Consider the following 24275-nt stretch of genomic DNA (forward strand, 5'->3'; position numbering starts at 1 on the left):
CCTTGATCCATCGGCGGTGCCGACTTCAGCGCGCTCGCGTGACGTTCACGCGACGCGATACTCCCTGAACTTCTCGCGCAGAGCCGATTTCAACACCTTGCCGGTCCCCGTCATCGGGAATTCGTCCAGGAATTCGACGGCGTCCGGCATCCACCAGCTCGCGACCTTCGGGCGCATGTGGTCGAGCAGCGTCTTGCCGTCGACCGTCGCGCCCTTCTTGCGGACGACGAGGAGCAGGGGACGCTCCTGCCATTTCTCATGGTTGATCGCGACCACGGCTGCCTGAAGCACATCGGGATGCGACAAGGCGACGTCCTCGAGCTGGATCGAGGAGATCCATTCGCCGCCGGACTTGATCACGTCCTTGGAGCGGTCGGTCAGCGTGACGTGGCCCTGTGGGTCGATCACGGCCATGTCGCCGGTAATCAGCCAGCCGTCGCGGTCGAGACCTTCCTCTAACTTCATGTATCCGGAGGCGACCCAGGGGCCACGGGCGCGCAAATGGCCGACGGACTTGCCGTCGCGTGGCAGCTCGACGCCGCTGTCGTCGACGATGCGCAAGCTCGTGCCGAAGCAGGCGCGGCCCGAGACCTGGCGCCGGTCGAACCTCTCCTTGTCGCCGAGATGCTCCGAGCCGGGCCTTAAGCCCGGCATCGAGCAGCCGAGCGCCTCGGTCATGCCCCAGGCCTGGATGTAGTCGATACTGTAGTCACGCTTCAGTTTCTCGACCATCGCGCGCGGCGGCGCCGAGCCCGATGACAGCGTTGCGCGTAGGGTGGAGAATTTGTTGCCGGTGCGGCCCAGCCAGTCGAGCAGGATCAGCCAGAAGCTCGGCACGCCCGCCGACAGCGTCACCTTCTCGCCTTCGAGCAATTCGTAGAGCTTGTCGGGCTCGTAGTTGCGGCCCGGCAGCACCAGCTTCGAGCCGGTAAAGGGGGCGGTGAACGGCATGTTCCAGCCATTGCCGTGGAAGAGCGGCGCCATCGGCATCATCACTTCGCGCACGCCTTCGACATGTCCCGGCAGGAAGTCGAAATTGCAGCAGGTCATGGTCTGCAGGATCGCGGCGCGGTGCGAATAGATCACGCCCTTGGGATTGCCGGTCGTGCCCGACGTGTAGCAGATGGTAGAGGCGGACTTTTCGTCGAACTCCGGCCAGACGAAGCCGGCGTCGTTCTCTTCTTCCAGAAGCTCCTCGTAGCAATGCACGTTGGCGAGCTTGGTCTCGGGCATCCGTTCGCGCGACGACATCACGACATAGGCTTCGATCGTCTTGAGCTGCGGCGCAATCGCCTCGACGATCGGCAGCGTGGCGCGGTCGATGAACAGCAGGCGGTCTTCGGCGTGGTTGATGATGTAGACGAGCTGCTCGGGAAACAGCCGCGGGTTGACGGTGTGCAGCACATAGCCCATGCCCGGCGCGGCATAGAACATCTCGAAATGACGATGCGTGTTCCAGGCCAGCGTGCCGACGCGATCGCCGGGATTCATGCCGAGCCGCTTCAGCGCCAGCGCCATGCGCTTGATGCGCGGGTGGGCGTCGGCATAAGTGTAGCGATGAATGTCGCCCTCGATCTCGCGCGCGACGACCTCGGCTTCGCCGTGATAGTCCGCGGCATACTGGATCAGGCCGCTGATCAGAAGCGGCATGTCCATCATCAATCCCTGCATGGTCTCCTCCACGGCCACGTCGTTGCGTGGCGTTGCGCTTGTGATTTGCGCGTGAGGTTAGCGGAACGTCACGCGGCGTTCACGCAAAAAACAAGGGACGCGATTGCATGCGTCACTTTTTCAGGGCTAACTGATCCGAGCTGCCGGCGAAGCAGCGTTCTCCGTGGAGGAAATGCATGTCAGCGGAAAGACACAAGACCGGTGCAGCCGGCGAACCTACCGTCGATATTGCAGCCCTCCGCGCGCGCTACCGCGACGAGCGCGACCGCCGTTTGCGTGCCGAGGGCAAGGCCCAGTATGTCGAGGTAACAGGGGAATTCGGCCACTACCTCGACGACCCCTGGGCCGATCCCGGATTTGCGCGCGCACCTGTCAGTGAAAAGACTGAAGTGCTCGTCGTCGGTGGCGGCTTTGGTGGACTTCTCTGTGCCGCGCGTTTGCGCGAGGCCGGCATCGATGATTTCCGCATCGTGGAAAAGGCTGCGGACTTCGGCGGCACCTGGTACTGGAATCGCTATCCCGGCGCGGCCTGCGATACCGAGAGCTACATCTACCTGCCGCTCCTGGAAGAGACCGGCTACATGCCGGTGCGCAAATACGCGCGGGCGCCGGAGATCTACGAGCACTCCCGCCGGATCGGCCGTCATTTCGGCCTCTACGATCGCGCGCTGTTTCAGACCGTCATCTCGCGGATGGCATGGCAGGAGCAGGAGGCGCGTTGGCTGGTCGAGACCGACCGGGGCGATCGCATCCGTGCACGCTTCGTCATTCTCGCCGGAGGTCCGCTCAGCCGACCGAAGCTGCCGGGCATTCCCGGCATCGATACCTTTAGGGGACACAGCTTCCACACCAGTCGATGGGACTATGGCTACACCGGTGGCAATGCGGATGGTGGTCTGACCGGACTTGCCGACAAGCGCGTTGGAATCATCGGCACCGGCGCCACCGCCGTGCAGTGTGTGCCGCATCTCGGCCGCGCTGCGAAGGAGCTCTATGTCTTCCAGCGCACGCCGTCAGCGATCGGCGTGCGCGACGACCGGTCGACGGATCAAGACTGGGCGCAGAGCCTCAAGCCCGGCTGGCAGCGCGAGCGCATGGACAATTTCACCGCCGTGATCTCCGGCGAGCCGGTAGAACGGGATCTGGTGCAGGACGGCTGGACCGGCCTGCTCGGCGAGATCCTGCTGGCGCCGCGCCGTCAGCCGCAGCCGGTGACCTCGATGGAGGAGGCGCTGAAGGTCATCGAGCAGGCCGACTACCGCAAGATGGAGGAGATCCGCGCCCGCGTCGATGCGGTGGTCAAGGACTCGGCGACCGCGGACGGCCTCAAGCCCTGGTACAAGGCGTTCTGCAAGCGGCCGTGCTTCCACGACGAATATCTCGATGTCTTCAATCGTCCCAACGTGCATCTCGTCGACACCAAAGGGCAGGGCGTCGAGCGCATCACCGAGAACGCCGTCATGGCTGGCGGCAAGGCTTACGAGCTCGACTGCCTGATCTATGCCAGCGGCTTCGAGGTCGGCACCGATTACGCCCGCCGCATGGGCTTCGAGGTCCATGGCCGCGACGGCATGAGCCTGACCGAGCGCTGGCAGGGCGGCGTCAAGACGATGCATGGCTTCTACAGCCGCGGCTTTCCAAACTGCTTCCTGATCGTCACGGTGCAGGCCGGCCAGAGCGCCAACTTCCCGCACATCATCGACGAGCAGTCGCAGCACATCGCCTATGTGATCGCCGAAGCGCGCAAGCGCAAAGCCCGAACGCTGGAGCCGACGCTGGCCGCGGAAAACGCCTGGGTCGAGGAGGTCGTCAAGGCCGCGCTCGGCCGCCAGACCTATCTCGCCGAATGCACGCCGGGTTACTACAACAACGAGGGCGTGTTCGATCCGATCGCGGCAAGAAACAGCCAATATTGGCGCGGACCGGTGGCGTTCCTGCGGCTGCTCGACAAATGGCGGAAGGAAGGCAATCTGGACGGACTGGAGTTGAGCTATGGGACCGCGGCGGAGGCAGGCGGCTCTCCGTTGTCGGCTTGAGCGGCATGATCCCGCCACCCACCGGCGCCACGCGCCTCTATGTCATCGTCGGCGATCCCATCGCCCAGGTGCGCTCGCCCGCAGGCGTGACCGCAGCCTTCGCGGCCCGCGGCCATGAGGGCATTCTCGTTCCGGTTCAGGTCGCGGATCTGCCGGATTTCCTCTCATTGGCACCGCGCCTGAAGAATCTCGACGGCCTCGTCGTGACCATCCCGCACAAATTCGCCTGCTACCAGGCTTGCACGAGTGCGACGGAGCGCTCTCACTTCCTGCGCAGCGTCAACCTCATGCGCCGACGCGCCGATGGCGCATGGCATGGCGACATGGTCGACGGCCTTGGCTTCGTCGGTGCCGCGCGGGCGAAAGGGGTCAACCCTGCGGGCCTGCGGGCGCTGCTCCTCGGCGCTGGCGGCGCGGGCTCGGCCATCGCGCTCGCGCTGGTGGAGGCCGGCGTGAGCGAGCTCGCTATTCACGATAGCGCGACTGAGCGCCGCGACGCGTTGATCGGCCAACTCAGCGGGCTCGGCAAGTCGACAGTGCGGGCCGGCAGCACGGATCCCACCGGTTTTGAATTTGTCGCCAATGCGACACCGGCAGGGATGAAAGAAGGCGATCCGCTGCCGGTCGATGTCGCTCGGCTTGCGCCCTCGGCCTATTGCGGTTGTGTCATCACCAAGCCCGAAATCTCGCCCTTCATCGCGGCGGCCCGAAAGGGCGGCTGCGTGACGGGGACGGGCACGGACATGTACGAGCAGCACCAGGGGATCATGGTGGACTTCCTGCTTGGCCGTGGCGAAGGGCGGTAAATCGCCCGGTGTCAAGGCGCCCGTTGCGCTCCGCAGGGCTTGAGCGATCAAAGCCGACGTAGGATCATGCGCTCGCGCGAGCCGGTCGCGTATTTGAGGAGAGGATAAGAGGAATGACCAAGGGCAGGACCGTTGCGACGGCCATGATCGGCGCCACAGCGCTGGTGCTCTCTCTGGCGCCCCGCGCCGAGGCCGCCACCTGCGGCAACGGGCCGGGCGGGTTCGAGGCCTGGAAACGAGAGTTCAGCGCAGAGGCGCAGGGCAAGGGTATCGGCCAGACCGCGCTCTCGGCGCTGATGCAGACCAACTACGCCGGTGCAACCATCGCGGCCGACCGCGGCCAGCGCAGCTTTTCGCTGACGCTCGACCAGTTTCTCGCCAAGCGCGGCGCCACCACTATCGTCGCCAAGGGGCGCCAGCTCAAGCAGTCGCAGGCTGCCTTGTTCGCCTCCATCCAGCAGCGCTATGGCGTCCCGCCCGGCCCGCTGATCGCGATCTGGGGCATGGAGACCGGTTTCGGCAGCCAGCGCGGCAACCAGAATATGCTGTCGTCGATCGCAACCCTGGCCTATGACTGCCGCCGTCCTGAATTCTTCACCGACCAGCTCTACGCGGCCTTGAAGCTGGTCGACCGCGGCACGCTGTCGGGGGCGACCCGCGGCTCCATGCATGGCGAGGTCGGCCAGACCCAGTTCATGCCCAAGAACATCCTGGCCTATGGCACCGGCAACCTCGAGGTGGCCGCCAACGCGCTGAACTCGACGGCGAATTTCCTCAAAGGTCATGGCTGGAAAGCAGGAGCCGGTTACCAGCCGGGCGAGCCGAATTTCGCCGCCATCGAGGCCTGGAATGCGGCCGGTGTTTATCAGAAGGCGATCGCGCTGATGGGCCGGCAGATCGACGAGGGCGGCGGAGCGGCGGCCTCGCGCTGACGAAAACCCGTCCACTTCGCTCGAAAACGCTCCTGCTCAGCAAGGCGTGATGGTCCGGCATGAGAAAGTTGTTGCCATCAGGAACCGAGGGCACGAGGTTTGCTTTGATCAGATTCAGGGCTGGGCATGAGGAGACTCAACATGGCAACCCAGATCGTGATGGACCAGACTGGCGATACGCGCCACGAGTTTGATCCTGGCAATGCCGAAGCGCTGGCGCGAGCCGAACGGCGCTTTCGGGAGCTGACCGGAGCCGGCTTCACCGCGGCCCTTCGCAACGGACCCGGCGAAGTCACTCGGATCAGATCGTTCGACCCGACCGCGCAGGAAACGCTGTTCTATCCCCGCCTGGTCGGCGGTTGATCTGAGCTGCTCATGATTACGGCGGTTTGGCTCCGCGCGCCGGCGCGTGCGCGTCTGCATGCGCTGCGTGAACTTTATCGGCGCTTCTTCGGCGAGAACACGCCGGACGCCCGTGGCCGCCGGCTGCTCTTCGATTGGCTCTCGCCCGCACAGCGCGCCCAATTCGAAGAGCACCGGTATTTCGACGTCATCGGATGCGACACCGGCAGGACCTACCGCATTCACTACGGCACCGCCGCCAATGTCCACGAAATCGACGGCGAAGGCCGCGCCACGATGGGATGGTGCTTCGTCCCGTCAGGCTTCCTGGTGCCGGGCGACGTCATGCTGGCGCAAAAGATCGCGCTCGAGACCGACGAGACAGGCGCGCTCTCTCTCGCTAACCGGTTTCCGCCGGCAACGCATTCGGAGCACTTCTACCGGCGGCCTTTCTAGCGGCTGAAACGGCGAAGCGGTCAGTGATGTGTGGTGCGGTAGGCGTCCAGCGCGTGCGCCGCGAAGACACCGGCGCTGCAAAGGGCGAGCAGGCCCGAGATCGGCTCGATCATAGCTCGTCCTCCCGTAGTGAATGGGCAACGAGGTTGCGGCAGCAGGAATAGTCGTAGATCAGGTCGAGAAGGAATTGCATGGTAGCCGTCCCTGTATTTATTTTGACAACGACTTAAGCGGCCATCTGTTTCAGCGATGTTTCGTCGCCTCGGGAAAGGGGTTTCGCGGGGAACCTCGGGGCTGGTTTTGTGCGCTGCGGTCCCGCTATTGCTGGAGCCCTTTGGCCGCCTCTTCGGCGGGGCGGCGCACGACATTGCGAGGCAAAATCATGGCGCAGGTCGAATGGTTCGACGATCTGGCGATCGGAATGCGGTTTAGGTCCCCCGAGGTCGAGGTCACCGAGGCCGACATCAAGCGCTTCGCGGCCGAGTTCGATCCGCAGCCGATGCATCTCGACCACGAGGCGGCCAAGGCGACCCTGTTCAAGGGCCTTGCGGCATCGGGATGGCACACCGCGGCGATTGCCATGAACCTCGCGATCCAGACCCGCCCGTTCGGCCCGCATCCGCTGATCGGCGCCGGCGTCGACGGCCTGCGCTGGACGATGCCGGTACGGCCCAATGACCGCCTACATCTGGTCGGGGAGGTCATGAGCCTGACGCCCTCGAAGTCGAAGCCGCAGGGTATCGCGCTGGTGAAATGGACCATGTTCAACCAGAGCGGCGAGGAGGTTTACACCTTCACCCCCATCGCGATCGTGCCGCGGCAGGGATAGGCACAGGCGCCGCCGTTCTGCCGGGGCAAGCCCTTGCGGCCCTCCCGCGGAGGTGGTCATCTCGGCCCGGGGAACGCGCTGGAGGCTGACATGAAACGATTCCTTCTTGCCGCTTTGCTGATCGCGACGGGTGCCTTAAGCGCCGGGCCGGCGCTTGCGCAACAATCCAAGGTCGCCGACTGGACCATCGAAAAGCGCACGCAGGACACGCATTGCAATGCGAGCCGTGGCTACAAGGACAAGGATGACGAGAACCGCGACTACGTCATCGTGATCACCTATTCCGAGAAGGCGATCGTGATCGTGATGATCTACGATGGCTGGGAATGGGAGAAGGTCGGCGAGATCCTTCGGGCCGATGTCGGCACTGACGATGCGGACATCATGAAGAAGGCGAAGTGGGAGGTCATGGACAAGACCACCGTGCGCGGCATCTTCGAGTACGACCAGTCGATGATGGACCGCCTGTCGAAGGCGAGGCGCCTGACGCTCGATTTCGAGGACGATGACGACGACAGTATCGAGATGCAGGTACCGCGTGCCGGCGAAGCGCTAGCGGCGTTGAAGTTTTGCGAGGAGAATCGGAAATAGGTTGCCGCTGCCGGCAGGACGTCGGCAATGAAGCGGGTGGCAGCGAACCGGCGCGTGACTCATCGCACACAGTCCGCGCGCTGTTCGCATTTATCCTAGTCTTTGGCGAAACAGTCCAAGCCGCACCCTGCGGTTGACGTTACGCAAGGACGATGTTCGATATTCCAGCATCTGGCTGCAACGTTTTTTCCTTGTCGAAGGCGGCAATTGACCGGCCCGTCTTCTCCGTCTGTTCCCGGATCGCGAGCTCTCCGTCTCGGACGGGCCGCACGCAGATCGCGTCGTCCGTCCGATGACGAGCCATCAGGCAAACCGGTTCTCGTCTCTCATCGGCGAGATCTACGACGCGGCGGTTGATCCCGCCTTGCGCAGCGGCGCGTTGGAACAGGTTTCGCAATTCGTCGGTGGTTGCGCCGCGATGATCCTGTCCAGGGATTCGGCACGGCTTTCGATCGAGATTCACCAGCATTTTGGAACCGACGCCCGCTTCCGACAGCTTTATCGCGACCGGTATGTGGAGCTCGATCCTCTGCTCGACCGTCATCTCACCCTCGCGCCCGAACAGACGATCGGCGTGACCGACATCATGTCCCATGCTGATTTTCTCGAGACGAGCTTCCATCGCGAGTGGGTGGAACCGCAGGGGGCCATAGACCTTGCGACCGTCGCGCTCGAGAAGACGGCCGCGCGCACCACGATCCTGCAGGTGTTGCGCCATCGCTCCCGCGGAACCGTCGACGAGGCGATGCGCGAGCGCATGCGGCTGCTCGCTCCGCACATCCATCGGTCGCAGATCATGGGCCGGCAGATCAGGGCGCGCTCGCATACGGTGGACGACCTTGCCGACGTCCTCGACGGATTGAACACGGCGATCTGCCTGCTCGACGCGGATGGCCGCGTCGTTCATGCCAACGCGGCATGCCGCCAGTTGTTCGCCGATGCCAATCTGCTTGCGATCGTTGGTGACCGGATCGTGGCCCGCAACACCCAGACTGACAAAATATTCCGCGGCCTGTGCGAATTCGATGAAGGCACACATTCCGCCGCTCGTCGTCAGATCGAACTTGCGACGTCGGCCGATGGGCAGCATTATCTGCTCCATGCTTTTCCGCTGAAGCGGGATCGCAGCCTGCCGCGGGACATTGCGGCCACGATGCTCTTCGTTCAAAGAGCTTCCATGCTGCCGCTGCTCGCAGCCGACGCGATCGCAGCAGCCTTCAGGCTGACGCCGTCTGAATTGCGCGTGTTGATGGCGATTATCGAGATCGGCGGTGTTCCCGACATCGCCGCAAAACTCGGTATCGCCGAGACGACGGTGAAGACGCATCTCGGTCGCCTGTTCGAGAAGACGGGCGCCGGCAGGCAGGCTGATCTGGTGAAGATCGCCGCCGGCTTTGCCGTGCCGTTCGCGCGGCGAACGAACGGCGATGACAGCGTCGCGTGATTCATTGCGCATGCCTCGTGCTACGTGCCGCAGTCTCAATCCATTGTGATGATCCGCGCTCGCGGGTCATCCGAATGCAGGACGCGAGTCATTCGAGACTTTCGTATATCGCGCTTCTGATAATTGAAGAGCAGCGAGCGCCGCGAAGCTTGCCACAACGGCATCGAACGCGCGTGTGGAGGAAACGACAGCGCGTGGCCGGGTCTGCTCGTCGGCTGGAGAGATTGCAGTGAGCAGCATGGTTGATTTTTCCGTTCTCAATGTTTCAACGAACGAAATTCCCGAAAACGAGCGCATCCCGTTGCTTCGCGATTTCTATTGCCGCGGGGTGTTGAAGGCGGAGGTCGAGGCAAGGGATGGAAAGCCGGCCGCGGCGAGCTTCACCTCTCATGTCTTGCCGGAAGCCCAGTTGTTGATCGGGGGCCTGTGCGGAGCGCGGGTCATTCGCACCAAGCAACTGGTGGCCGATGGCGACGACAGCCTCGCCCTGATCGTGAACAGGTCCGGCGTTCTCGGCATATCCGAGCGGGGGCACGATCTGAGGCTTCATGCAGGAGAGGCGGTGCTGACGAGCGCGGAGGACGTCACGACGTTCGAGCGGCTGTCGCTGGGAAGCTGCTTCTCGCTACGCGTGCCGAGGCGCGTGCTGGCGCCGATGATCGTGGACGTCGACGATGCCGTGATGCGCGTCATGCTGGAAAGCTCCGCCGGACTGAGGCTGCTGGTCGACTACGCGGTAACGCTGGTGCGGGAGAAGGCGTTCGCGACGCCCGTGCTGCGGCAGCTCGGGGTCGGGCATCTCCACGATCTGCTGGCGCTCGTCCTCGGTGCTACCGGTGAAGCGCGGGAGCTGGCCGGCCGGCGTGGCGTCAAGGCGGCGCGGCTCCAGAAGGCGAAAGTCTCCATCGCCAACAATTGCTGGCGGCAGGAACTGTCGGTGGCCTCGGTTGCCCAGGAGCTCGGCGTGACGCCGCGCTATCTCCAGCGCCTGTTCGAGGCCGACGGCAAGACGTTCTCGTCATTCCTGATCGAGCAACGCGTCAAGCGCGCGCATCGCATGCTGCGGGAGCCCGGATACGCCGGGCGAACGGTGAGCTCGATCGCCTACGATGTCGGCTTCGGCGATCTCTCTTATTTCAACCGCTGCTTCCGGCGGACCTATAACGCGACGCCGAGCGACATCAGGAGCGGCGAGATGCCGTGACCGTGCGCCACTGAATTTCTGCCAACTGCCGATTTCAGCCAGCAGACAGGGATCCGGCGTGATCCCTGATTGCGAAGCCATGACCCAAGCGTTGCGTGCGGCATCCGCAGCCGGAGTATTGAATGCGCCGTTTCTTTTTCGACCTCCTGGTCGGCAATATCGTGAAGATCGACCCGGGCGGCATGGTGTTCGAATGTGCGGAAGCGACATTCGTGGTGGCCAACGAGATGGCAAACCATCTGTTCCTCTGGCGTGATGATCTGCGCGATTGCGACGCCTGGATCCGCGTCAGAGACAACAGCGGCCGCGAAATCTATCGCGCACCGGTCTGGTCGGAGTGCGCCGAGAAGCAGGGCTGGGACCAGGCGTGAGTGCCGCTTCGGTGTAGCAACTCTGCACCAGTGCGGAACGAAGCGCCTTCGGTTCGTTCTCGGCTGAAGCGCGGTCGTTTCCGTCCAAGTCGGACCATTGGCGTCCTTCTACCTTAGCGTTCAGCGAATCCAGGATTCGCTGCCGAGCGCCTTCCAATGGAGGAGTCCGGCATCACCATGCGCGCGCTGCCATCAAGCGCGAGGTTTTCTGGGGAACGAAGACGATGAATGTGACGGCTCTTGGTGACTTCGCGCAGCGGCATTTGGTGTGGCGATCGATGCGCCTTCTGGTGTTCGCTGCGCCGCTGTTGGCCGTCGATCAAGCCGAGGCTGCGTGCACGCCGGCGGCACCGGTCAGCAATGCGACCATCGTTTGCTCGGGTGATGTCAACGCTCAGCAGGCCCCCAACAACGGATATGGGACAAGCCAGGACGACAACAATATCTATCGGATCGAGGCCGGGGCCAAGGTGCACGGAAGCGCCTTCGGCATCCAGAGCGGCGATGGCAACGTCATCATCAATGCCGGCATCATTGATGGCGCGCTAGCGTCGGGTCTCAGCGGCCTCGGTTTGACGGTGTCGAATCTCAGCGGTGCCACGATCACCGGCTTTCATGCGGTTCTGGCGTCGACACTCACGCTCGACAATGCGGGCATGATTGCGAGCGAAGCCGGGGGAAGGGGGAGCGGGGTCGAAGCCACGACGGCCACCGTGCGAAATTCTGGCACGATCGCCGGCGTCGGGCCCGATACGATCGGGATCAATGGCGCCACGGTCAACGTGGTCTCGAACACCGGAACGATCTCGGGAGATGCCCGCGGCATCAAGGGTATGACCCTCAACATCACCAATGATGCCTCCGGTATCATCTCGCAATTTGCAGCGACCGGAGGCGCGATCGAGGCCTCCGGTGTGGCGACGGTGGCAAACGCAGGCAACATCGCCGGTCACGCGTTCGGCGTATCCGGCAAGAACGTTGACGTGTCCAATTTCGGCTCCGGCGCCATTGGTGCCGACGGCAGTACTAGCAACGCCATTCGCGCGGACCTCACTGCAAGCGTGACGAACAGCGGCACGATATCGAGCGTATCGAGCGCGATCTTTGGTACGAGCGTCAATGTGACCAACACAGGGCTGATTGCGTCGATACTCGGCTCCGGCATGAGCGCCAGCACCGTGAACCTGGACAATATCGGAAAAGTCACGGCAGATCGCGGCGTCAACGCGCTCGTCGGCAACGTCAACAATTCCGGATCCATCATTGCGGACAGCGCAGCCGTCAGCGCCAACGTGGCCAATGTGACGAACACCGGCTTTCTCCAGGCCTCGACCCTCAGTGGCACCGGAATCTCGGCGACCCAAGCCAACGTCATCAATTCCGGCACCATTATCGCCAGAACTGGCATTTCTTCCAGCGACGGGTCGAACATCACGAATTCCGGTACGATCACCGGCACCAGCGGGACGGCGATTAAATTATCGAGCAAGGCCGACACGCTGACGCTGCTGCCGGGCTCGAAGATCAATGGCGTGGTCGATTTCGGCTTCGGCAATGACGTCGTCAACGTCAACTTCATTCCGCTGAGCAGCCGGGTGGCGTCGCTGACGAGCATCCAGCTCCCGACCTTCGTCAACTTCAATGGCACCATCAACACCACCAGCGGGGGCTTCGATGGCCCGAAGGTCTTTGCCGGCGGCACGCTCGCAACGCTCGATCCCACCGCGCTGGCACAGACCGACCGCACGCTGATGGATTTCACCGGTGGTGTCTCTTCCCTGGTGCAGGGACGCCTGAGCGGGGGCGCTGGGCCGGCCGGCAGCAACATGATGGCAATGGCCTATGCGCCGGAGACCGGTCCCTTCACAAAGGCGCCTCGCAGCCTCTGGTCTGATCCCGCGCCGATCACGGTCTGGGCCAACAGCTTTGGCGGCCAACGCATCCAGGACGAGACCGCATCCACGCTGCGCGCGACCTCGACGGCGTGGGGCGGGGCCATCGGCATCGACCGCAAGGTGCAGCCGAACTGGCTGGTCGGCGCCTTCCTCGGTGGCGGGCAGGGCGGCCTCTCGGTCGATCTCAATTCGCAGTCGGTGGACACCAATTACGCATTCGCCGGCGTCTACAGCCGGTTCGAATGGGCGTCGCAATTCTTCGACGTCACGATCCAGGGCGGCAACGCCGACAACAGGTCGCGCCGCCTGGTGCTGAACAATGCTGCGGTCGGCGGCATGGAGACGGCAACCGCGAACTACAGCGGATGGTACGTGAGTCCAGAGGTTGCTTACCGCTACAAGCTCAATATCGGCAACGGCTACGTGCTGACGCCGACCGCGCGGCTGCGTTATGTCGCGGGCCGGTTCGACGGCTACAGCGAGACCGGTTCGGCGCAAGGGCTGTCGGTCGGCGGCCGCACGCTGCAGGATTTTGAGGAGCGCGGCGAGGTCGATCTCTCGCGGGTGACGAGCCTTGCCGGCGGCGAGCTCAAGGCCAACGTCCATGGCGGCGTCATCGCCCTCCAGCGCGTCGGCGACACCACCATCAACACCGTGCTGCTCGGACAGAATCTGTCCTTCGTGACGCCGGGCAGCCGCAGCACCGTCGGCGCGGTGGCCGGCCTCGGCTTCGACTACCGCAGCGGGGCCAATTTGTCCGTGTTTGGCGCGGTCGAGGGCATGATGATGTCCGACCAGAGCCGCACCGGCACGGCCAAGGGTGGCGTTCGCGTCGCGTTCTGAGCCGGCACCAGCCCTGGCGGCTCGAACACGATGCCGCCGGCCGGGCTCCATCCGCCCGGCCGGCGCCTCCTCCGATCGGAGGATGTCGCATGCTATGGTTGTGTTATGCTCCCCGGCATTGATCATTCAGTGCCATTTTGAGCCATGCACGGATCGCAAAAGCTGCCCGATCTCGTCGAGTCCATCTACGATGCCGGGCTCGATCCCTCGCTATGGAATAACGCGGTGGCCGGCATCCGGGATTTCGTCGGCGGCCAGGCCTGCGGGCTGTTCTCGAAGGATTCGATCAGCAAATCCGGTGTCACGCATTACTATTGCGGAGCGGACCCGCACTACATCCAGCTCTATGCCGAGACCCATTCGAAGTTCGATCCGCTGACGGTCCTGCCGCCACACGGCCGGATTGTAAGCATTCCGGATCTCGTCAATTTCGATGAGTACCGGCGCGGGCGCTTCTACCAGGAATGGATGCAGCCGCAGGGCTGCAGCGATGCGGCCAATGTCGTGCTCGAGATGTCGAATGCGAGCCGCCCGGTGATGATGACCGTGCTGTCGGGCCGCCGCATGGTCGATCGGCGCATGAAGCAGCGCCTTTCGCTGCTGGTGCCGCACGCAAGCCGCGCGCTGCTGATCAACCGCGCCATGACCGCGCAACTGACGCTGGCGACGGCACTGGCGGACGTGCTCGACAGTTTGACGGTCGGGATCTTCCTGCTCGACGGCCTCTGCCGCCTGGTGCATGCGAATTCGGCCGGTCAGCTCCTGCTCGCGGCCGATGACGTGGTGCGGTCCGTTGCCGGGCAACTCGTGACCAGCAACGCTGAGGCCAATCGGAGCCTGCGCAAGGCGTTTGCGGACCATCGCGACGGTGCAGTGCTGGCCGCAGGCGGCGGTGCGATTCCGCTGTTGTCCGCCACCGGCGAGCGCTACGTCGCTCACATGCTGCCGTTGTCGTCCTTGCTGCGCAACGGCAGCGAGCGCGTGGTCGATGCCGCCGGTGCGCTGCTTGTGCGCAAGGTGTCGCTCGGTGGACAATCCTGTGGCGAATTGATCGCGCGAACGTTCGAGCTGACGCCAGCGGAGCTCCGCGTGTTCCTGTCGATCGTCGAGGTCGGCGGCGTCCCGGAGACGGCGGCTACACTCGGTATCGCGGAGACGACCGTGAAAACGCATCTGCATCGCGTCTTCGCCAAGACCGGCGTGTCCCGGCAGGCCGATCTCGTCAAGCTCGCGGCGGGATTTGCCAATCCGCTTGTCCACTGAAGATCGCCGTCGGCGTTGAACCTTTTTCTCCCGCGACAGACTCACAGGAGCCGCGAGGCGCGGAGAACATTCCGCAAATCTCCGACTTTGACCATTGGCTCTTCCGATGCCCCGATCTCCGAGACATTCCGAGCTGATCGAGAGCATATATGATGCCGGACTCCACCCTGAGCTGTGGAGCGACGTCGTCGTCATGCTCAATGCGTTCATCGGCAGCCAGGCCTGCGGCCTGATCTCGAAGGATACGGTCAGCAAGTCCGGGGCGACCCATTATTATTGCGGAGTCGATCCGCACTACATCCAGCTCTATTCCGAAACCTACTCCCGGTACGATCCGCTCGCCCGGCTTCCTGGGTACGGCGAGGTGCGCAGCATTCCGGACCTCGTGAATTTCGACGAGTACCGCCGCGGGCGCTTCTATCAGGAATGGCTGCGCCCGCAGGGCTGCATCGACGTCGCCAACGTGGTGCTGGAACAGTCGAAGTCGCCGTGCCCGATGTTGCTGACCGTCATCCCGGGCAGGGAGATGCTCGATGCCGAGCAGCGCGCGCGAATGCAGTTCCTGGTTCCCCATGCGAGCCGGGCGCTGATGATCAACCGCGCGATCGAGCGGAAGCAGCAACGCGCGACCGCACTGGCCGACGTCGTGGACCGCCTGAATGCCGGCGTCATCCTGCTCGATGCAGCCTGCCAGATCGTCCATAGCAACCCGGCGGCCGAGACGATCCTGGCCGCGGACGATGTCCTGCGCTCGATCTCGGGCCGGCTGGTGACGAGATCCTCCGAGGCCAATCTGGCCCTGCGTAATATCTTCCGCGATCCGGGAGAGGTGGCTCTGGCTGCGGCCGACGGTCGAAAGATCCCTTTGACGTCGCACGACGGTTCGCACTACGTCGCGCACGTGATTGCGCTGCCCTCGCTGCTGCGCGATGGTGCGACCGAGCGCACGTCGGCCGTTGGGGCCTTGCTGATCTGGAAGGCGGAACTCGACAGCCGCTCATGTGGCGGCCTGATCGACCGTATGTTCGAGTTGACGCCTGCGGAACTGAGGGTTCTGCAATCGATCGTCGAGGTCGGCGGAGTGCCGGAGACCGCGGCCGCATTGGGGATCGCCGAGACGACGGTGAAGACGCATCTGCACCGCGTCTTCGCCAAGACCGGCGTGTCCCGTCAGGCCGATCTGGTCAAGCTTGCGGCAGGATTCTCCAATCCGCTTCTGCACTGACGCGCACGCGCCTCGCGTCGTTCTTCGCTGCAGCACGCCGGCAGGTTCAAACAGAGACATCATTAGAAAGTTATCGCGTGTCATTCGATCGAATGACGCGAGTTTTTGCGTTTTCTTCTACAGACGCGTCACACGATTTCTTGTTCGACGTATCAGACTTCTTTGTGAAGCAACTCACATCAGACTGGGGTGAATCTCATCATTCTCTCGCACAGGTTGAGAGGAGGTCGTCATGCGAAGGACGTCACTTGCCATGGCCGACAAGTTCCGCGACATCGTCGCTCGCATCGGCGCCGTGTTCCGCGAGCAGCGCAAGATCGACGCGCAACGCGCATTGCAACGCTATCACCACTTGCTGGCCCAGCCCGGCGACATTGCCCTTGAACGAAATCATTCCGGTCAGCAAGCAAGAGGATGTTTCAGGAAATGCCCACGGATCTGATGCGCGCGAGCGCGCCGCCGGCGAGCCCGCCTACGAGCGCGCGTAATTTCAACATCGTCGCGATTGCGCTGACCGGGGCGCTCGTCGCTCTTCAGCTGGTCGGGCTGGCGCTTCTGGAACGATCCCACGCCCATGCGATGCAAATGTCGTTTCCGCGCGAACCGGCGGCCTGCACAGACACCCCGGATGTTGCCGTTCCGCAGATCCCCTATGATTGACCGGAGGACGGTCCGTGCCTGATGTCACGACTCTGATTCTGCTTAGCGTTGCCGTATTCGCCGGCGCCTTCGTTTCGGGACTCTCGGGCTTCGCGTTTTCGGCCGTCGCGGGCACGATCCTGCTGCGGGTGTTTCAGCCGCTCGAAGCCGTGCCGCTGATGATGGCTTGCAGCATCGGCGTGCAGGCGACCAATCTGTGGGCGCTCCGGCGCAGTATCCGTTGGGAGGGCAGTCTGCTGCTGATCGTCGGCGGATTGAGCGGCGTTCCCATCGCGGTGTCGCTGTTGCAGAGCGCGGATACGCATCTGCTCAGGCGCGGCTTCGGCATCATCGTCGCGCTCTATGCCGCGTATATGCTGCTGCGCCCGACGCTGGTGACCGCCGGCGAGGCGGTCGGCCGGCACTGGGTCGCGCTGATCGGGTTCGGAGGAGGGCTCGTCGGCGGGCTCACCGCGATTCCGGGCGCAATCCCGACGATCTGGTGCGACATGCGCGGCATGCCCAAGAGCGAGCAGCGCGGCCTGGTGCAGCCCTTCATCGCGGCAATGCAGCTGTTTGCCATCGCGCTGCTGGTCGGGCATCAGGACCTGTCGTCAAAGGTCTTCGTCGACCTTGCCGTCAGCCTGCCGGCGCTGTTCGCCGGCTCGGCGCTTGGCGTGATCGCATTCCACCGGGTCAACGAGACGGTCTTTCGCAAGACCGTGCTCGTTCTGTTGCTCGTGTCGGGGATTTCCCTGATCTAGTGTCCTTGGACTTCGTGAAGTCCTTGGACCGGTGCCGCGCTGATGTCGCTGCCGTGATGCACCAGCGGCTTGTTACCGGTCACGGTCCGCAGCAGCACATAGAACACCGGCGTCAGGAACAGGCCGAACACAGTGACGCCGATCATGCCGGAGAACACGGCAACGCCCATGGCTCGCCGCATCTCCGAGCCCGCGCCGGTCGAGAGCACCAGCGGCAGCACGCCCATGATGAAGGCCATCGACGTCATCAGGATCGGGCGAAGCCTTAAGCGGCTCGCCTCGATCGCGGCGCGGATCGGCGTGCGCCCGGCGAATTCGAGCTCACGCGCGAACTCGACGATCAGGATCGCGTTCTTGGCCGAGAGTCCCACGAGAACGATCAGGCCGATCTGGGTGAAGACGTTGTTGTCGCCCTTGGATATCCAGACGCCGAACATGGCGGCAAGCAGGCCCATCGGCACGATCATGATGATCGAAAGCGGCAGGGTCAGGCTCTCGTAGAGCGCGGCCAGCACCAGGAACACCAGCAGGATCGCCAGCGGAAACACCCAGAGGCCGGAATTGCCGGCGATGAACTCCTGATAGGTCAGGTCGGTCCACTCGAAGGCAAAGCCGGGCGGCAACGTCTCCGCCGCGATCCGGGTTGCCGCCTCCTGCGCCTGGCCCGACGAGAAGCCGGGCGCGGCGGCGGCGTTGATGTCGGACGACAGGAACCCGTTGTAGCGGATCGCGCGCTCCGGTCCCGCGCTCTGGCGGATATTGAGCAGCGCCGACAACGGCACCATGTCGCCCGAGGACGAGCGCACCTTCAACTGCCTGATGTCGTCGGCGCGTGCACGGAACGGCGCGTCGGCCTGCACATAGACCGAATAGGTGCGGCCGAACTTGTTGAAGTCATTGACGTAGTAGGAGCCCAGGTAGATCTGGAGCGTGTTGAAGACTTCAGTCACGGGCACGCCAAGCTGCAGCGCCTTGGTGCGGTCGATGTCGGCGAAGAGCTGGGGCACGTTGACCTGGAAGCTCGAGAACACACCCGCGATCTCCGGCGCCTTCTGCATCGCGGCCATGAACGCGTTGGTCGCTTCGTTCAGCGCCTCATAGCCGAGACCGGCGCGGTCCTCGATCTGGAGCTTGAAGCCGCCGATGGTGCCGAGGCCGTTGACCGGCGGCGGGGGGAACATGGCGATGAAGGCCTCCTGGATGCCGGCGTACTTCTTGTTCAGGTCGGCCGCGATGGCATTCCCGCTCAGGGCCGGGCCCTTGCGCTCGTCGAATGGCTTGAGCGTCGAGAACACGATGCCGGCATTGGAGGAGTTGGTGAATCCGGAGATCGACAGGCCGGGGAAGGCCACGGAGCTCTCCACACCAGGCTGGGTCAGCGCGACGTCGCTCATCTTGCGGATCACCTCTTCGGTGCGGTCGAGCGTCGCGCCGTCGGGCAGGCGGGCAAAACCGACGAGATATTGCTTGTCCTGTCCGGGCACGAAGCCGCTCGGCACTTGCTGGAACAAGAGGGCGGTGAGGCCGACCAGGACCACGTAGAGCCCCATCACAGCGGCCTTGCCCGAGATCACTTTGGTGACGGTCCCGCTGTAATTGTCCGAGGAGCGCGTGAAGGCCTTGTTGAAGCCGCGGAAGAACCAGCCAAGGCTCTTTTCCATGATGAGCGTCAGCCGGTCCTTCGGCTCGTTGTGCCCCTTGAGCAGCAGCGCCGACAGTGCCGGCGACAGCGTCAGCGAGTTGACCGCGGAGATCACGGTCGAGATCGCGATCGTCAGTGCGAACTGCTTGTAGAACTGCCCGGTGAGGCCGGAGATGAAGGCCAGCGGCACGAACACAGCGATCAGCACCATGGCGATGGCGATGATCGGGCCCGAGACCTCGCGCATGGCCTGATAGGTGGCGTCGCGCGGCGACAGCCCGGCCTCGATGTTGCGCTCGACATTCTCGACCACGACGATGGCGTCGTCGACGACGATGCCGATCGCGAGCACGAGGCCGAACAGGCTGAGCGCGTTGATGGAGAAGCCGAACACGTGCATCACCGCGAATGTGCCGACGATCGACACCGGCACGGCCAGCAGCGGGATGATCGAGGCCCGCCAGGTCTGGAGGAACAGGATCACCACCAGCACCACCAGCGCGATCGCTTCCAGCAGCGTGTGGATGACGGCCTCGATCGACGAGCGCACGAACTGGGTGGGGTCGTAGACGATCTGATAGGACACGCCTTCCGGCATGTTCTTCTTGATCTCGGCCATGGTGGCGCGGACGTTATCTGAGATCTGCAGCGCGTTGGAACCCGGCGCCTGGAAGATCGGGATCGCCACCGCCTGCTTGTTGTCGAGCAGCGAGCGCAGGCCATATTGCGATGCGCCGAGCTCGATCCGCGCGACGTCGCGCAGCCGCACGACCTCGCCGCGCGTGCCGGTCTTGACCACGATGTCGCCGAACTGCTCTTCGCTGGAAAGCCGGCCTTCCGCATTGACGGACAGCTGCAGGTCGATGCCCTGCACGTTCGGGGAGGAGCCGACGACGCCGGCGGCGGCTTCGACGTTCTGCGCCTGGATCGATTTGACGATGTCGCTCGCGGTCAGGCCGTGCTCGGCCGCCTTCTGCGGATCGACCCAGACCCGCATCGAATAGTCACCGGCGCCGTAGAGCTGGACGTCGCCGACGCCGTCGATCCGCGCCAGCCGGTCCTTGACGTTGAGCACCGCGTAGTTGCGCAAATACGTCATGTCGTAGCGGCCGTTGGGCGACAACAGATGCACGACCATGGTGAGGTCGGGCGACGACTTCTTGGTGATGATGCCGAGCTGGCGCACCACTGCGGGCAGGCGCGGCTCGGCCTGTTGCACACGGTTCTGCACCAGCTGCGTCGCCTTGTCGGGGTCGGTGCCGAGCCGGAACGTCACCGTCAGCGTCATCGCGCCGTCGGTGGTCGCCTGGCTCGACATGTAGAGCATGTTCTCGACGCCGTTGATCTGCTCCTCGATCGGGGTCGCGACCGTCTCCGCGATCACCTTGGGATTGGCGCCGGGATAGGTGGCGCGCACCAGGACCGACGGCGGCACCACGTCCGGATATTCCGAGATCGGCATCGCGAACAGCGAGATCAGGCCGGCAAGGAAAATCAGGACCGACAGCACGCCGGCAAAAATCGGACGATCGATGAAGAATTTTGAGAGATTCATGGCTTTGCCCCTGGGCAATATCCTGCGTGTCTCCGCCAACTCACCCCGTCATTCCGGGGCGCGCGCTCAGCGCGCGAACCCGGAATCGGAGGTGAGATGGATCGGAGTTTCCAAACTGCTGGATTCCGGGTTCGCGCTACGCGCGCCCCGGAATGACAGAGAACACTAGCGTTGCACGACGTCCTGGTTGCTGTGGTTCGAAGCTTGCTGCCCACGCGCGCCCATCGCTGCGACCTCCGTCTTGAGGAGGACGCCGGGACGCACGCGCTGCAGGCCGTTGACGACGATACGATCGCCGGACTTCAGGCCCGAGGTGACGATGCGAAGCCCGTCGACGGCGCTGCCGAGCGTGATCGGACGGTAGACCGCGCGGCTGTCGTCGCCGACCGCCATCACGAACTTCTTGTCCTGATCGGTCCCGATCGCGCGCTCATCGATCATCACCAGCGTCTGCTGCTTCGGCTGGCCCATGCGCACGCGGGCGAACTGGCCGGGGATCAGACGCCCGTCCTCGTTCCGGAACACCGCGCGCACCCGGATGGTGCCGCTCTGGCCGTTGACCTGGTTGTCGATGAGCTGGATGTGGCCTTTCGCCGAGAGGCCGCCGGAGGTCGCCATCTCCACGGGGATCTGGTCGAGCTTGCCGCGTCCGCCCTTGGCGTCCGCGATCGAGTTCAGCGCACGCAGCACGACCTCTTCGTCCGCATCGAAGGATGCATAGATCGGATTGATCGAGACCAGCGAGGTCAGCACCGGGGAGGCGGTGCCCGCGGCCACGAGATTGCCGACGGTGATCTCGATCTTGCCGACGCGGCCGTCCACGGGCGCGCGCACCTCGGTGTAGTCGAGATTGAGCTTTGCAGTCAGGAGCGTTGCCTCGGCCGCCTTCACGCTGGCGATCGCTTCGCGGTTGGCGTTCTCGCGCTGGTCGAAGTCGCGGCGCGTCACGACGGCATTGCCGACCAGCTGTGCGCCGCGTTCGACCTCGCTGGTGGTGAACACCACGCGCGCCTTTGCTGCCTCGAGCTGGGCGTTGGCCTTGTCGACCTCGGCGGCGTAAGGCGCCGGATCGATCTTGAACAGCACGTCGCCAGCCTTCACCAGCGTGCCTTCGGTGAAGTTGGTGGAAAGGATCGCACCGGCAACGCGCGGGCGAAGCTCGACGCGGTTGATGGCTTCCAGCCGGCCGGAGAAATCGTCCCACAGCGCGGTCTGCCGCGGCTCGATCATGGCAACCGTGACGGACACCGCCTGTTCAGCCGCGGCGGCCGTTGCGGTTGCCTGGGCGGAACGAAGATAGTGGCCGGTCGCAATCGTACCGGCCACAGCAAGGGCGCCGACGATGGCGACGCCGCCAAGAAGGCGGCGAAGGCGGCCGGCACGGGAGGTATTTTGGGAGGGGGGCATTTGCGCGCTCCAGATATGTAGTGTTCACTACAGATGTGGAGCTGGATCTCGCAGTGCAAGATACTTATGTACCATTCACTAAGAAAAATGTACGCCGATACCGCGATGATTGGAAGACACAAGAAAAAGAAAGCCAGAACAAATAGATATGAGCCGGCGTTAAGCTGATACGAGCCGCCGATTCCGAGGAGACAGGCACATGCGCATGGGACGCCCCCGCGAATTCAACGCCGAAACGGCGTTGGACCAGGCGATGGAAGTGTTTTGGCGCCATGGCTATGAGGGCGCCACCATCGCCCAGCTGACCGAGGCCATGGGCATCAATCCGCCCAGCCTCTATGCCTGTTTCGGCAATAAAGAAGGCCTGCTGAAGGCTGCGCTCGATCGCTACACCAAGCTGCGCGGCGTCTGGATGGACGAGGTGGTGGCCGCATCCACCGCCCGTGACGTCGCCGAACGGATGCTGATGGGCATCGCCGAGAAGCAGACCGATCCCGCCAATCCGCCCGGCTGCCTGCTCGTGCAGGGCGGCATCGCCTGCGGCACCGGCTCCGAAAACGTCCCGTTCGAGCTCGCCGCCCGCCGCGCCCAGAACGAGGACCAGCTCCGCGATCGTTTTGTTCGTGCCAAGGCCGATGGCGATCTCAAGGAGAGCGCCGACCCCGCCGCGCTCGCGCGCTACGTCTCGGCCGTCGCGGTCGGCATGGGCGTGATGGCATCCTCGGGCGCAGATCGCGAAGCGCTGCGGCAGGTGGCTGATGTCGCCGTGCAGGCAGTCGAGGCGCAGTCGGCGGACCGAACGTGATGGCCGTAAGCGCCGCCGGCGGTCATCCCGCAGATCATGCAGACAGTGTTGGCGGCGGCACGAAGCCGCCGAACTCGCGCTCGATCAGTCCGGCGAGCGCCATCGCCGTACGATCCTCCAGATAGGGCCCGATGATCTGGACGCCGACTGGCAGGCCCGACGACGTGCGCTCGATCGGAACGGCGGTCGCCGGCAGACCGCAGGTCGAGGCCGGGTCCGCCCAGATGAAGCACGCATCGGAGTAGTTGTAGAGCTTTCCATCGATGTCGAGCTGCCGCGCGTCGAACGGCTCGGAATGGTCATGCGGAAAGGCCGGCACCGCCGCTGCCGGATAGATCACCGCGTCGAACTCGCGGAAGAGCTCCTGCCACCGTTGCTGCAGCTGCAGGCGCGCTGCATCGGTCGCGAGCCATTCTCGATGGATCATGCCCCAGCCGCGGGCGCGCTCGGCCTGCAGGCTGCGGTCGTCGGGCGCGAGTGTTGCGGCAAGTCCTTGCGCGTCTGCAAGGGCAGCCGGTGTCAGGCGCGGGCTTCGCGCAGCGTTGAGCAGTTTCATGTAGAGCCGCGCAGACTCGGCGAGATCGGGCAGCGACGTGCTCGAGCGCGCCACCCGCGCGCCCGATCTGCCGAGCCGTTCGGCCAATCGCCCGATGGCTGAACGCACGGCGTCACCCGTCGGCATCAACGGATGTGTATCGATCACAAGGATCCTGAAATCCCCGAGCCGGTCGTGGCGCGGGGCCGGCAGCGCGAGGCGGTAGCCGACGCCGTCGCGCGTCTCGTCCGGGCCGGCGATCACGTCGAGCGCCAGTGCAAGGTCCGAAGCTGTGCGCGCCATCGGCCCAACGACCGCGAGATCGCCCTGGCCGGGGACGGGCGGTGCCGGCGGCAGGCCGTATCCGCGTAGCGGGACCAGGCCGAGGCTCGGCTTGTGTCCGAACACGCCGCAGAAATGCGAGGGGACCCGGATCGAGCCGCCGATATCCGAGCCGATCGAGAGTGGACCGAAGCCAGCAGCCAGTGCCGCTCCCGATCCGCCCGAGGAACCGCCGGGCGACCGGCCGAGGTCCCACGGGTTGTTAGTCGTCCCATGGATCTCATTGTAGCTCTGGAAATCCCTGAGGCCGATGGGGATGTTGGTCTTGCCGATGACGACAGCGCCGGCCGCCTTCAACCGCGAGACGACGAGGGCATCCTCTGCCGGCTGGAAATCCCTGAAATGAGGAAAGCCCCAAGTCGTCGGCAGGCCGGCGACGTTGAATGGTTCTTTCAAGGTGACGGGGATGCCGAGCAACGGCTGCCGCTCGCCGCGGCCAAGCGCGGCATCGGCGGCGCGCGCGGCCGCTCTCGCGCGGTCGAAATCGCGCACGATGACCGCGTTGATCCGACCGTCGAGTGCCTCGATGCGTGCGATCGTATGTTCGAGCAATTCCAACGCAGATATCTTGCGCGCGTGCAGGGCGCTCGCCAGTGCTCTGATCGAGCCGTAGTTCAGGTCAGCAGCATCTGCGGTCATCACGAACTCCAATGTCTCTCATCGTCTCGGCGAACCGGT

The 24275-nt window shown here is 64.2% G+C and carries 21 protein-coding genes; 17 read left to right on the plus strand and 4 right to left on the minus strand.

The features are described from left to right. Positions 1–45: 45 nt before the first annotated feature. On the minus strand, positions 46–1671 hold the full coding sequence (locus tag GA0061098_RS04665) for a long-chain fatty acid--CoA ligase (protein WP_091955154.1): 1626 nt from the start codon (positions 1669–1671) through the stop codon (positions 46–48). 176 nt (positions 1672–1847) lie between these two features. Between GA0061098_RS04665 and GA0061098_RS04670 the strand changes: the two genes are divergently transcribed. The 16 genes from GA0061098_RS04670 (at position 1848) to GA0061098_RS04745 (ending at position 17311) form a co-directional block, all read left to right on the plus strand. Continuing rightward, the gene (locus GA0061098_RS04670) at positions 1848–3707 is read left to right on the plus strand and encodes a flavin-containing monooxygenase (protein WP_091954200.1); all 1860 of its coding nucleotides are present in this window, start codon (positions 1848–1850) and stop codon (positions 3705–3707) included. Positions 3708–3712: 5 nt separating this feature from the next. Further along, positions 3713–4513 carry a shikimate dehydrogenase family protein gene (locus GA0061098_RS04675; protein WP_091954202.1) on the plus strand — a complete coding sequence of 267 codons (801 nt, stop codon included), beginning with the start codon at positions 3713–3715 and terminating at the stop codon, positions 4511–4513. Positions 4514–4626: 113 nt separating this feature from the next. After that, positions 4627–5445: a lytic murein transglycosylase gene (locus tag GA0061098_RS04680; RefSeq protein WP_091954205.1), complete on the plus strand. Its 819-nt coding sequence runs from the start codon at positions 4627–4629 to the stop codon at positions 5443–5445. Between the two features lie 141 nt (positions 5446–5586). Next, positions 5587–5808 (plus strand): hypothetical protein, encoded by a 222-nt coding sequence (locus tag GA0061098_RS04685; protein WP_018319783.1) that lies wholly within the window; start codon positions 5587–5589, stop codon positions 5806–5808. 12 nt (positions 5809–5820) lie between these two features. Beyond that, on the plus strand, positions 5821–6243 hold the full coding sequence (locus tag GA0061098_RS04690) for a hypothetical protein (protein WP_091954208.1): 423 nt from the start codon (positions 5821–5823) through the stop codon (positions 6241–6243). Positions 6244–6625: 382 nt separating this feature from the next. Beyond that, on the plus strand, positions 6626–7072 hold the full coding sequence (locus GA0061098_RS04695; RefSeq protein ID WP_091954211.1) for a MaoC family dehydratase: 447 nt from the start codon (positions 6626–6628) through the stop codon (positions 7070–7072). Between the two features lie 90 nt (positions 7073–7162). Next, positions 7163–7663: a hypothetical protein gene (locus GA0061098_RS04700; protein WP_091954214.1), complete on the plus strand. Its 501-nt coding sequence runs from the start codon at positions 7163–7165 to the stop codon at positions 7661–7663. 292 nt (positions 7664–7955) lie between these two features. Further along, on the plus strand, positions 7956–9107 hold the full coding sequence (locus tag GA0061098_RS04705; RefSeq protein ID WP_091954217.1) for a helix-turn-helix transcriptional regulator: 1152 nt from the start codon (positions 7956–7958) through the stop codon (positions 9105–9107). 238 nt (positions 9108–9345) lie between these two features. Further along, positions 9346–10311, plus strand: a complete 966-nt coding sequence (locus GA0061098_RS04710) for a helix-turn-helix transcriptional regulator (RefSeq protein ID WP_208610629.1) — start codon at positions 9346–9348, stop codon at positions 10309–10311. A 122-nt stretch (positions 10312–10433) separates the two neighbouring features. After that, positions 10434–10682 carry a DUF6894 family protein gene (locus tag GA0061098_RS04715; protein WP_091954222.1) on the plus strand — a complete coding sequence of 83 codons (249 nt, stop codon included), beginning with the start codon at positions 10434–10436 and terminating at the stop codon, positions 10680–10682. Between the two features lie 224 nt (positions 10683–10906). Then, complete coding sequence (locus GA0061098_RS04720) at positions 10907–13420, plus strand: autotransporter family protein (protein ID WP_091954225.1); 2514 nt, start codon at positions 10907–10909, stop codon at positions 13418–13420. A 144-nt stretch (positions 13421–13564) separates the two neighbouring features. Next, positions 13565–14683, plus strand: coding sequence for a helix-turn-helix transcriptional regulator (locus GA0061098_RS04725; protein WP_091954228.1), 1119 nt, complete (start codon positions 13565–13567; stop codon positions 14681–14683). A 106-nt stretch (positions 14684–14789) separates the two neighbouring features. Next, the gene (locus GA0061098_RS04730; protein WP_091954231.1) at positions 14790–15908 is read left to right on the plus strand and encodes a helix-turn-helix transcriptional regulator; all 1119 of its coding nucleotides are present in this window, start codon (positions 14790–14792) and stop codon (positions 15906–15908) included. A 253-nt stretch (positions 15909–16161) separates the two neighbouring features. Further along, on the plus strand, positions 16162–16350 hold the full coding sequence (locus GA0061098_RS04735; protein WP_245323154.1) for a hypothetical protein: 189 nt from the start codon (positions 16162–16164) through the stop codon (positions 16348–16350). Then, positions 16335–16568, plus strand: a complete 234-nt coding sequence (locus GA0061098_RS04740; RefSeq protein WP_028145197.1) for a hypothetical protein — start codon at positions 16335–16337, stop codon at positions 16566–16568. The genes GA0061098_RS04735 and GA0061098_RS04740 overlap by 16 nt, the downstream gene beginning before the upstream one ends. A gap of 14 nt (positions 16569–16582) precedes the next feature. Continuing rightward, positions 16583–17311, plus strand: a complete 729-nt coding sequence (locus GA0061098_RS04745; RefSeq protein WP_091954233.1) for a sulfite exporter TauE/SafE family protein — start codon at positions 16583–16585, stop codon at positions 17309–17311. On the opposite strand, the gene GA0061098_RS04750 is transcribed toward GA0061098_RS04745, so the two are convergent. Together GA0061098_RS04750 and GA0061098_RS04755 are read right to left on the minus strand one after the other, a co-directional pair. Then, entirely contained in the window at positions 17308–20508 is a 3201-nt protein-coding gene (locus tag GA0061098_RS04750) for an efflux RND transporter permease subunit (RefSeq protein WP_091954235.1), read from the minus strand. The genes GA0061098_RS04745 and GA0061098_RS04750 overlap by 4 nt on opposite strands. A gap of 165 nt (positions 20509–20673) precedes the next feature. Beyond that, entirely contained in the window at positions 20674–21915 is a 1242-nt protein-coding gene (locus GA0061098_RS04755) for an efflux RND transporter periplasmic adaptor subunit (RefSeq protein WP_091954238.1), read from the minus strand. 199 nt (positions 21916–22114) lie between these two features. On the opposite strand from GA0061098_RS04755, the gene GA0061098_RS04760 reads away from it, so the two are divergent. Continuing rightward, the gene (locus GA0061098_RS04760; RefSeq protein WP_091954241.1) at positions 22115–22720 is read left to right on the plus strand and encodes a TetR/AcrR family transcriptional regulator; all 606 of its coding nucleotides are present in this window, start codon (positions 22115–22117) and stop codon (positions 22718–22720) included. Between the two features lie 34 nt (positions 22721–22754). Here GA0061098_RS04760 and GA0061098_RS04765 read toward each other — a convergent pair whose 3' ends face one another. Next, complete coding sequence (locus GA0061098_RS04765) at positions 22755–24236, minus strand: amidase (RefSeq protein ID WP_165637164.1); 1482 nt, start codon at positions 24234–24236, stop codon at positions 22755–22757. Positions 24237–24275: the final 39 nt, after the last annotated feature.

It is taken from the genome of Bradyrhizobium shewense, assembly GCF_900094605.1.
GTDB classification, from domain to species: domain Bacteria; phylum Pseudomonadota; class Alphaproteobacteria; order Rhizobiales; family Xanthobacteraceae; genus Bradyrhizobium; species Bradyrhizobium shewense.

Excerpts from the sequence above, each read along its gene's own strand:
- GA0061098_RS04695 (WP_091954211.1), top strand. The coding sequence starts at position 6,626 with ATGGCGCAGGTCGAATGGTTCGACGATCTGGCGATCGGAATGCGGTTT.
- GA0061098_RS04665 (WP_091955154.1), bottom strand. The coding sequence starts at position 1,671 with ATGCAGGGATTGATGATGGACATGCCGCTTCTGATCAGCGGCCTGATC.
- GA0061098_RS04705 (WP_091954217.1), top strand. The coding sequence starts at position 7,956 with ATGACGAGCCATCAGGCAAACCGGTTCTCGTCTCTCATCGGCGAGATC.
- GA0061098_RS04725 (WP_091954228.1), top strand. The coding sequence starts at position 13,565 with ATGCACGGATCGCAAAAGCTGCCCGATCTCGTCGAGTCCATCTACGAT.
- GA0061098_RS04720 (WP_091954225.1), top strand. The coding sequence starts at position 10,907 with ATGAATGTGACGGCTCTTGGTGACTTCGCGCAGCGGCATTTGGTGTGG.
- GA0061098_RS04765 (WP_165637164.1), bottom strand. The coding sequence starts at position 24,236 with ATGACCGCAGATGCTGCTGACCTGAACTACGGCTCGATCAGAGCACTG.
- GA0061098_RS04670 (WP_091954200.1), top strand. The coding sequence starts at position 1,848 with ATGTCAGCGGAAAGACACAAGACCGGTGCAGCCGGCGAACCTACCGTC.
- GA0061098_RS04755 (WP_091954238.1), bottom strand. The coding sequence starts at position 21,915 with ATGCCCCCCTCCCAAAATACCTCCCGTGCCGGCCGCCTTCGCCGCCTT.
- GA0061098_RS04680 (WP_091954205.1), top strand. The coding sequence starts at position 4,627 with ATGACCAAGGGCAGGACCGTTGCGACGGCCATGATCGGCGCCACAGCG.
- GA0061098_RS04685 (WP_018319783.1), top strand. The coding sequence starts at position 5,587 with ATGGCAACCCAGATCGTGATGGACCAGACTGGCGATACGCGCCACGAG.
- GA0061098_RS04690 (WP_091954208.1), top strand. The coding sequence starts at position 5,821 with ATGATTACGGCGGTTTGGCTCCGCGCGCCGGCGCGTGCGCGTCTGCAT.
- GA0061098_RS04735 (WP_245323154.1), top strand. The coding sequence starts at position 16,162 with ATGGCCGACAAGTTCCGCGACATCGTCGCTCGCATCGGCGCCGTGTTC.
- GA0061098_RS04760 (WP_091954241.1), top strand. The coding sequence starts at position 22,115 with ATGCGCATGGGACGCCCCCGCGAATTCAACGCCGAAACGGCGTTGGAC.
- GA0061098_RS04715 (WP_091954222.1), top strand. The coding sequence starts at position 10,434 with ATGCGCCGTTTCTTTTTCGACCTCCTGGTCGGCAATATCGTGAAGATC.
- GA0061098_RS04730 (WP_091954231.1), top strand. The coding sequence starts at position 14,790 with ATGCCCCGATCTCCGAGACATTCCGAGCTGATCGAGAGCATATATGAT.
- GA0061098_RS04740 (WP_028145197.1), top strand. The coding sequence starts at position 16,335 with ATGCCCACGGATCTGATGCGCGCGAGCGCGCCGCCGGCGAGCCCGCCT.
- GA0061098_RS04700 (WP_091954214.1), top strand. The coding sequence starts at position 7,163 with ATGAAACGATTCCTTCTTGCCGCTTTGCTGATCGCGACGGGTGCCTTA.
- GA0061098_RS04710 (WP_208610629.1), top strand. The coding sequence starts at position 9,346 with ATGGTTGATTTTTCCGTTCTCAATGTTTCAACGAACGAAATTCCCGAA.
- GA0061098_RS04750 (WP_091954235.1), bottom strand. The coding sequence starts at position 20,508 with ATGAATCTCTCAAAATTCTTCATCGATCGTCCGATTTTTGCCGGCGTG.
- GA0061098_RS04675 (WP_091954202.1), top strand. The coding sequence starts at position 3,713 with ATGATCCCGCCACCCACCGGCGCCACGCGCCTCTATGTCATCGTCGGC.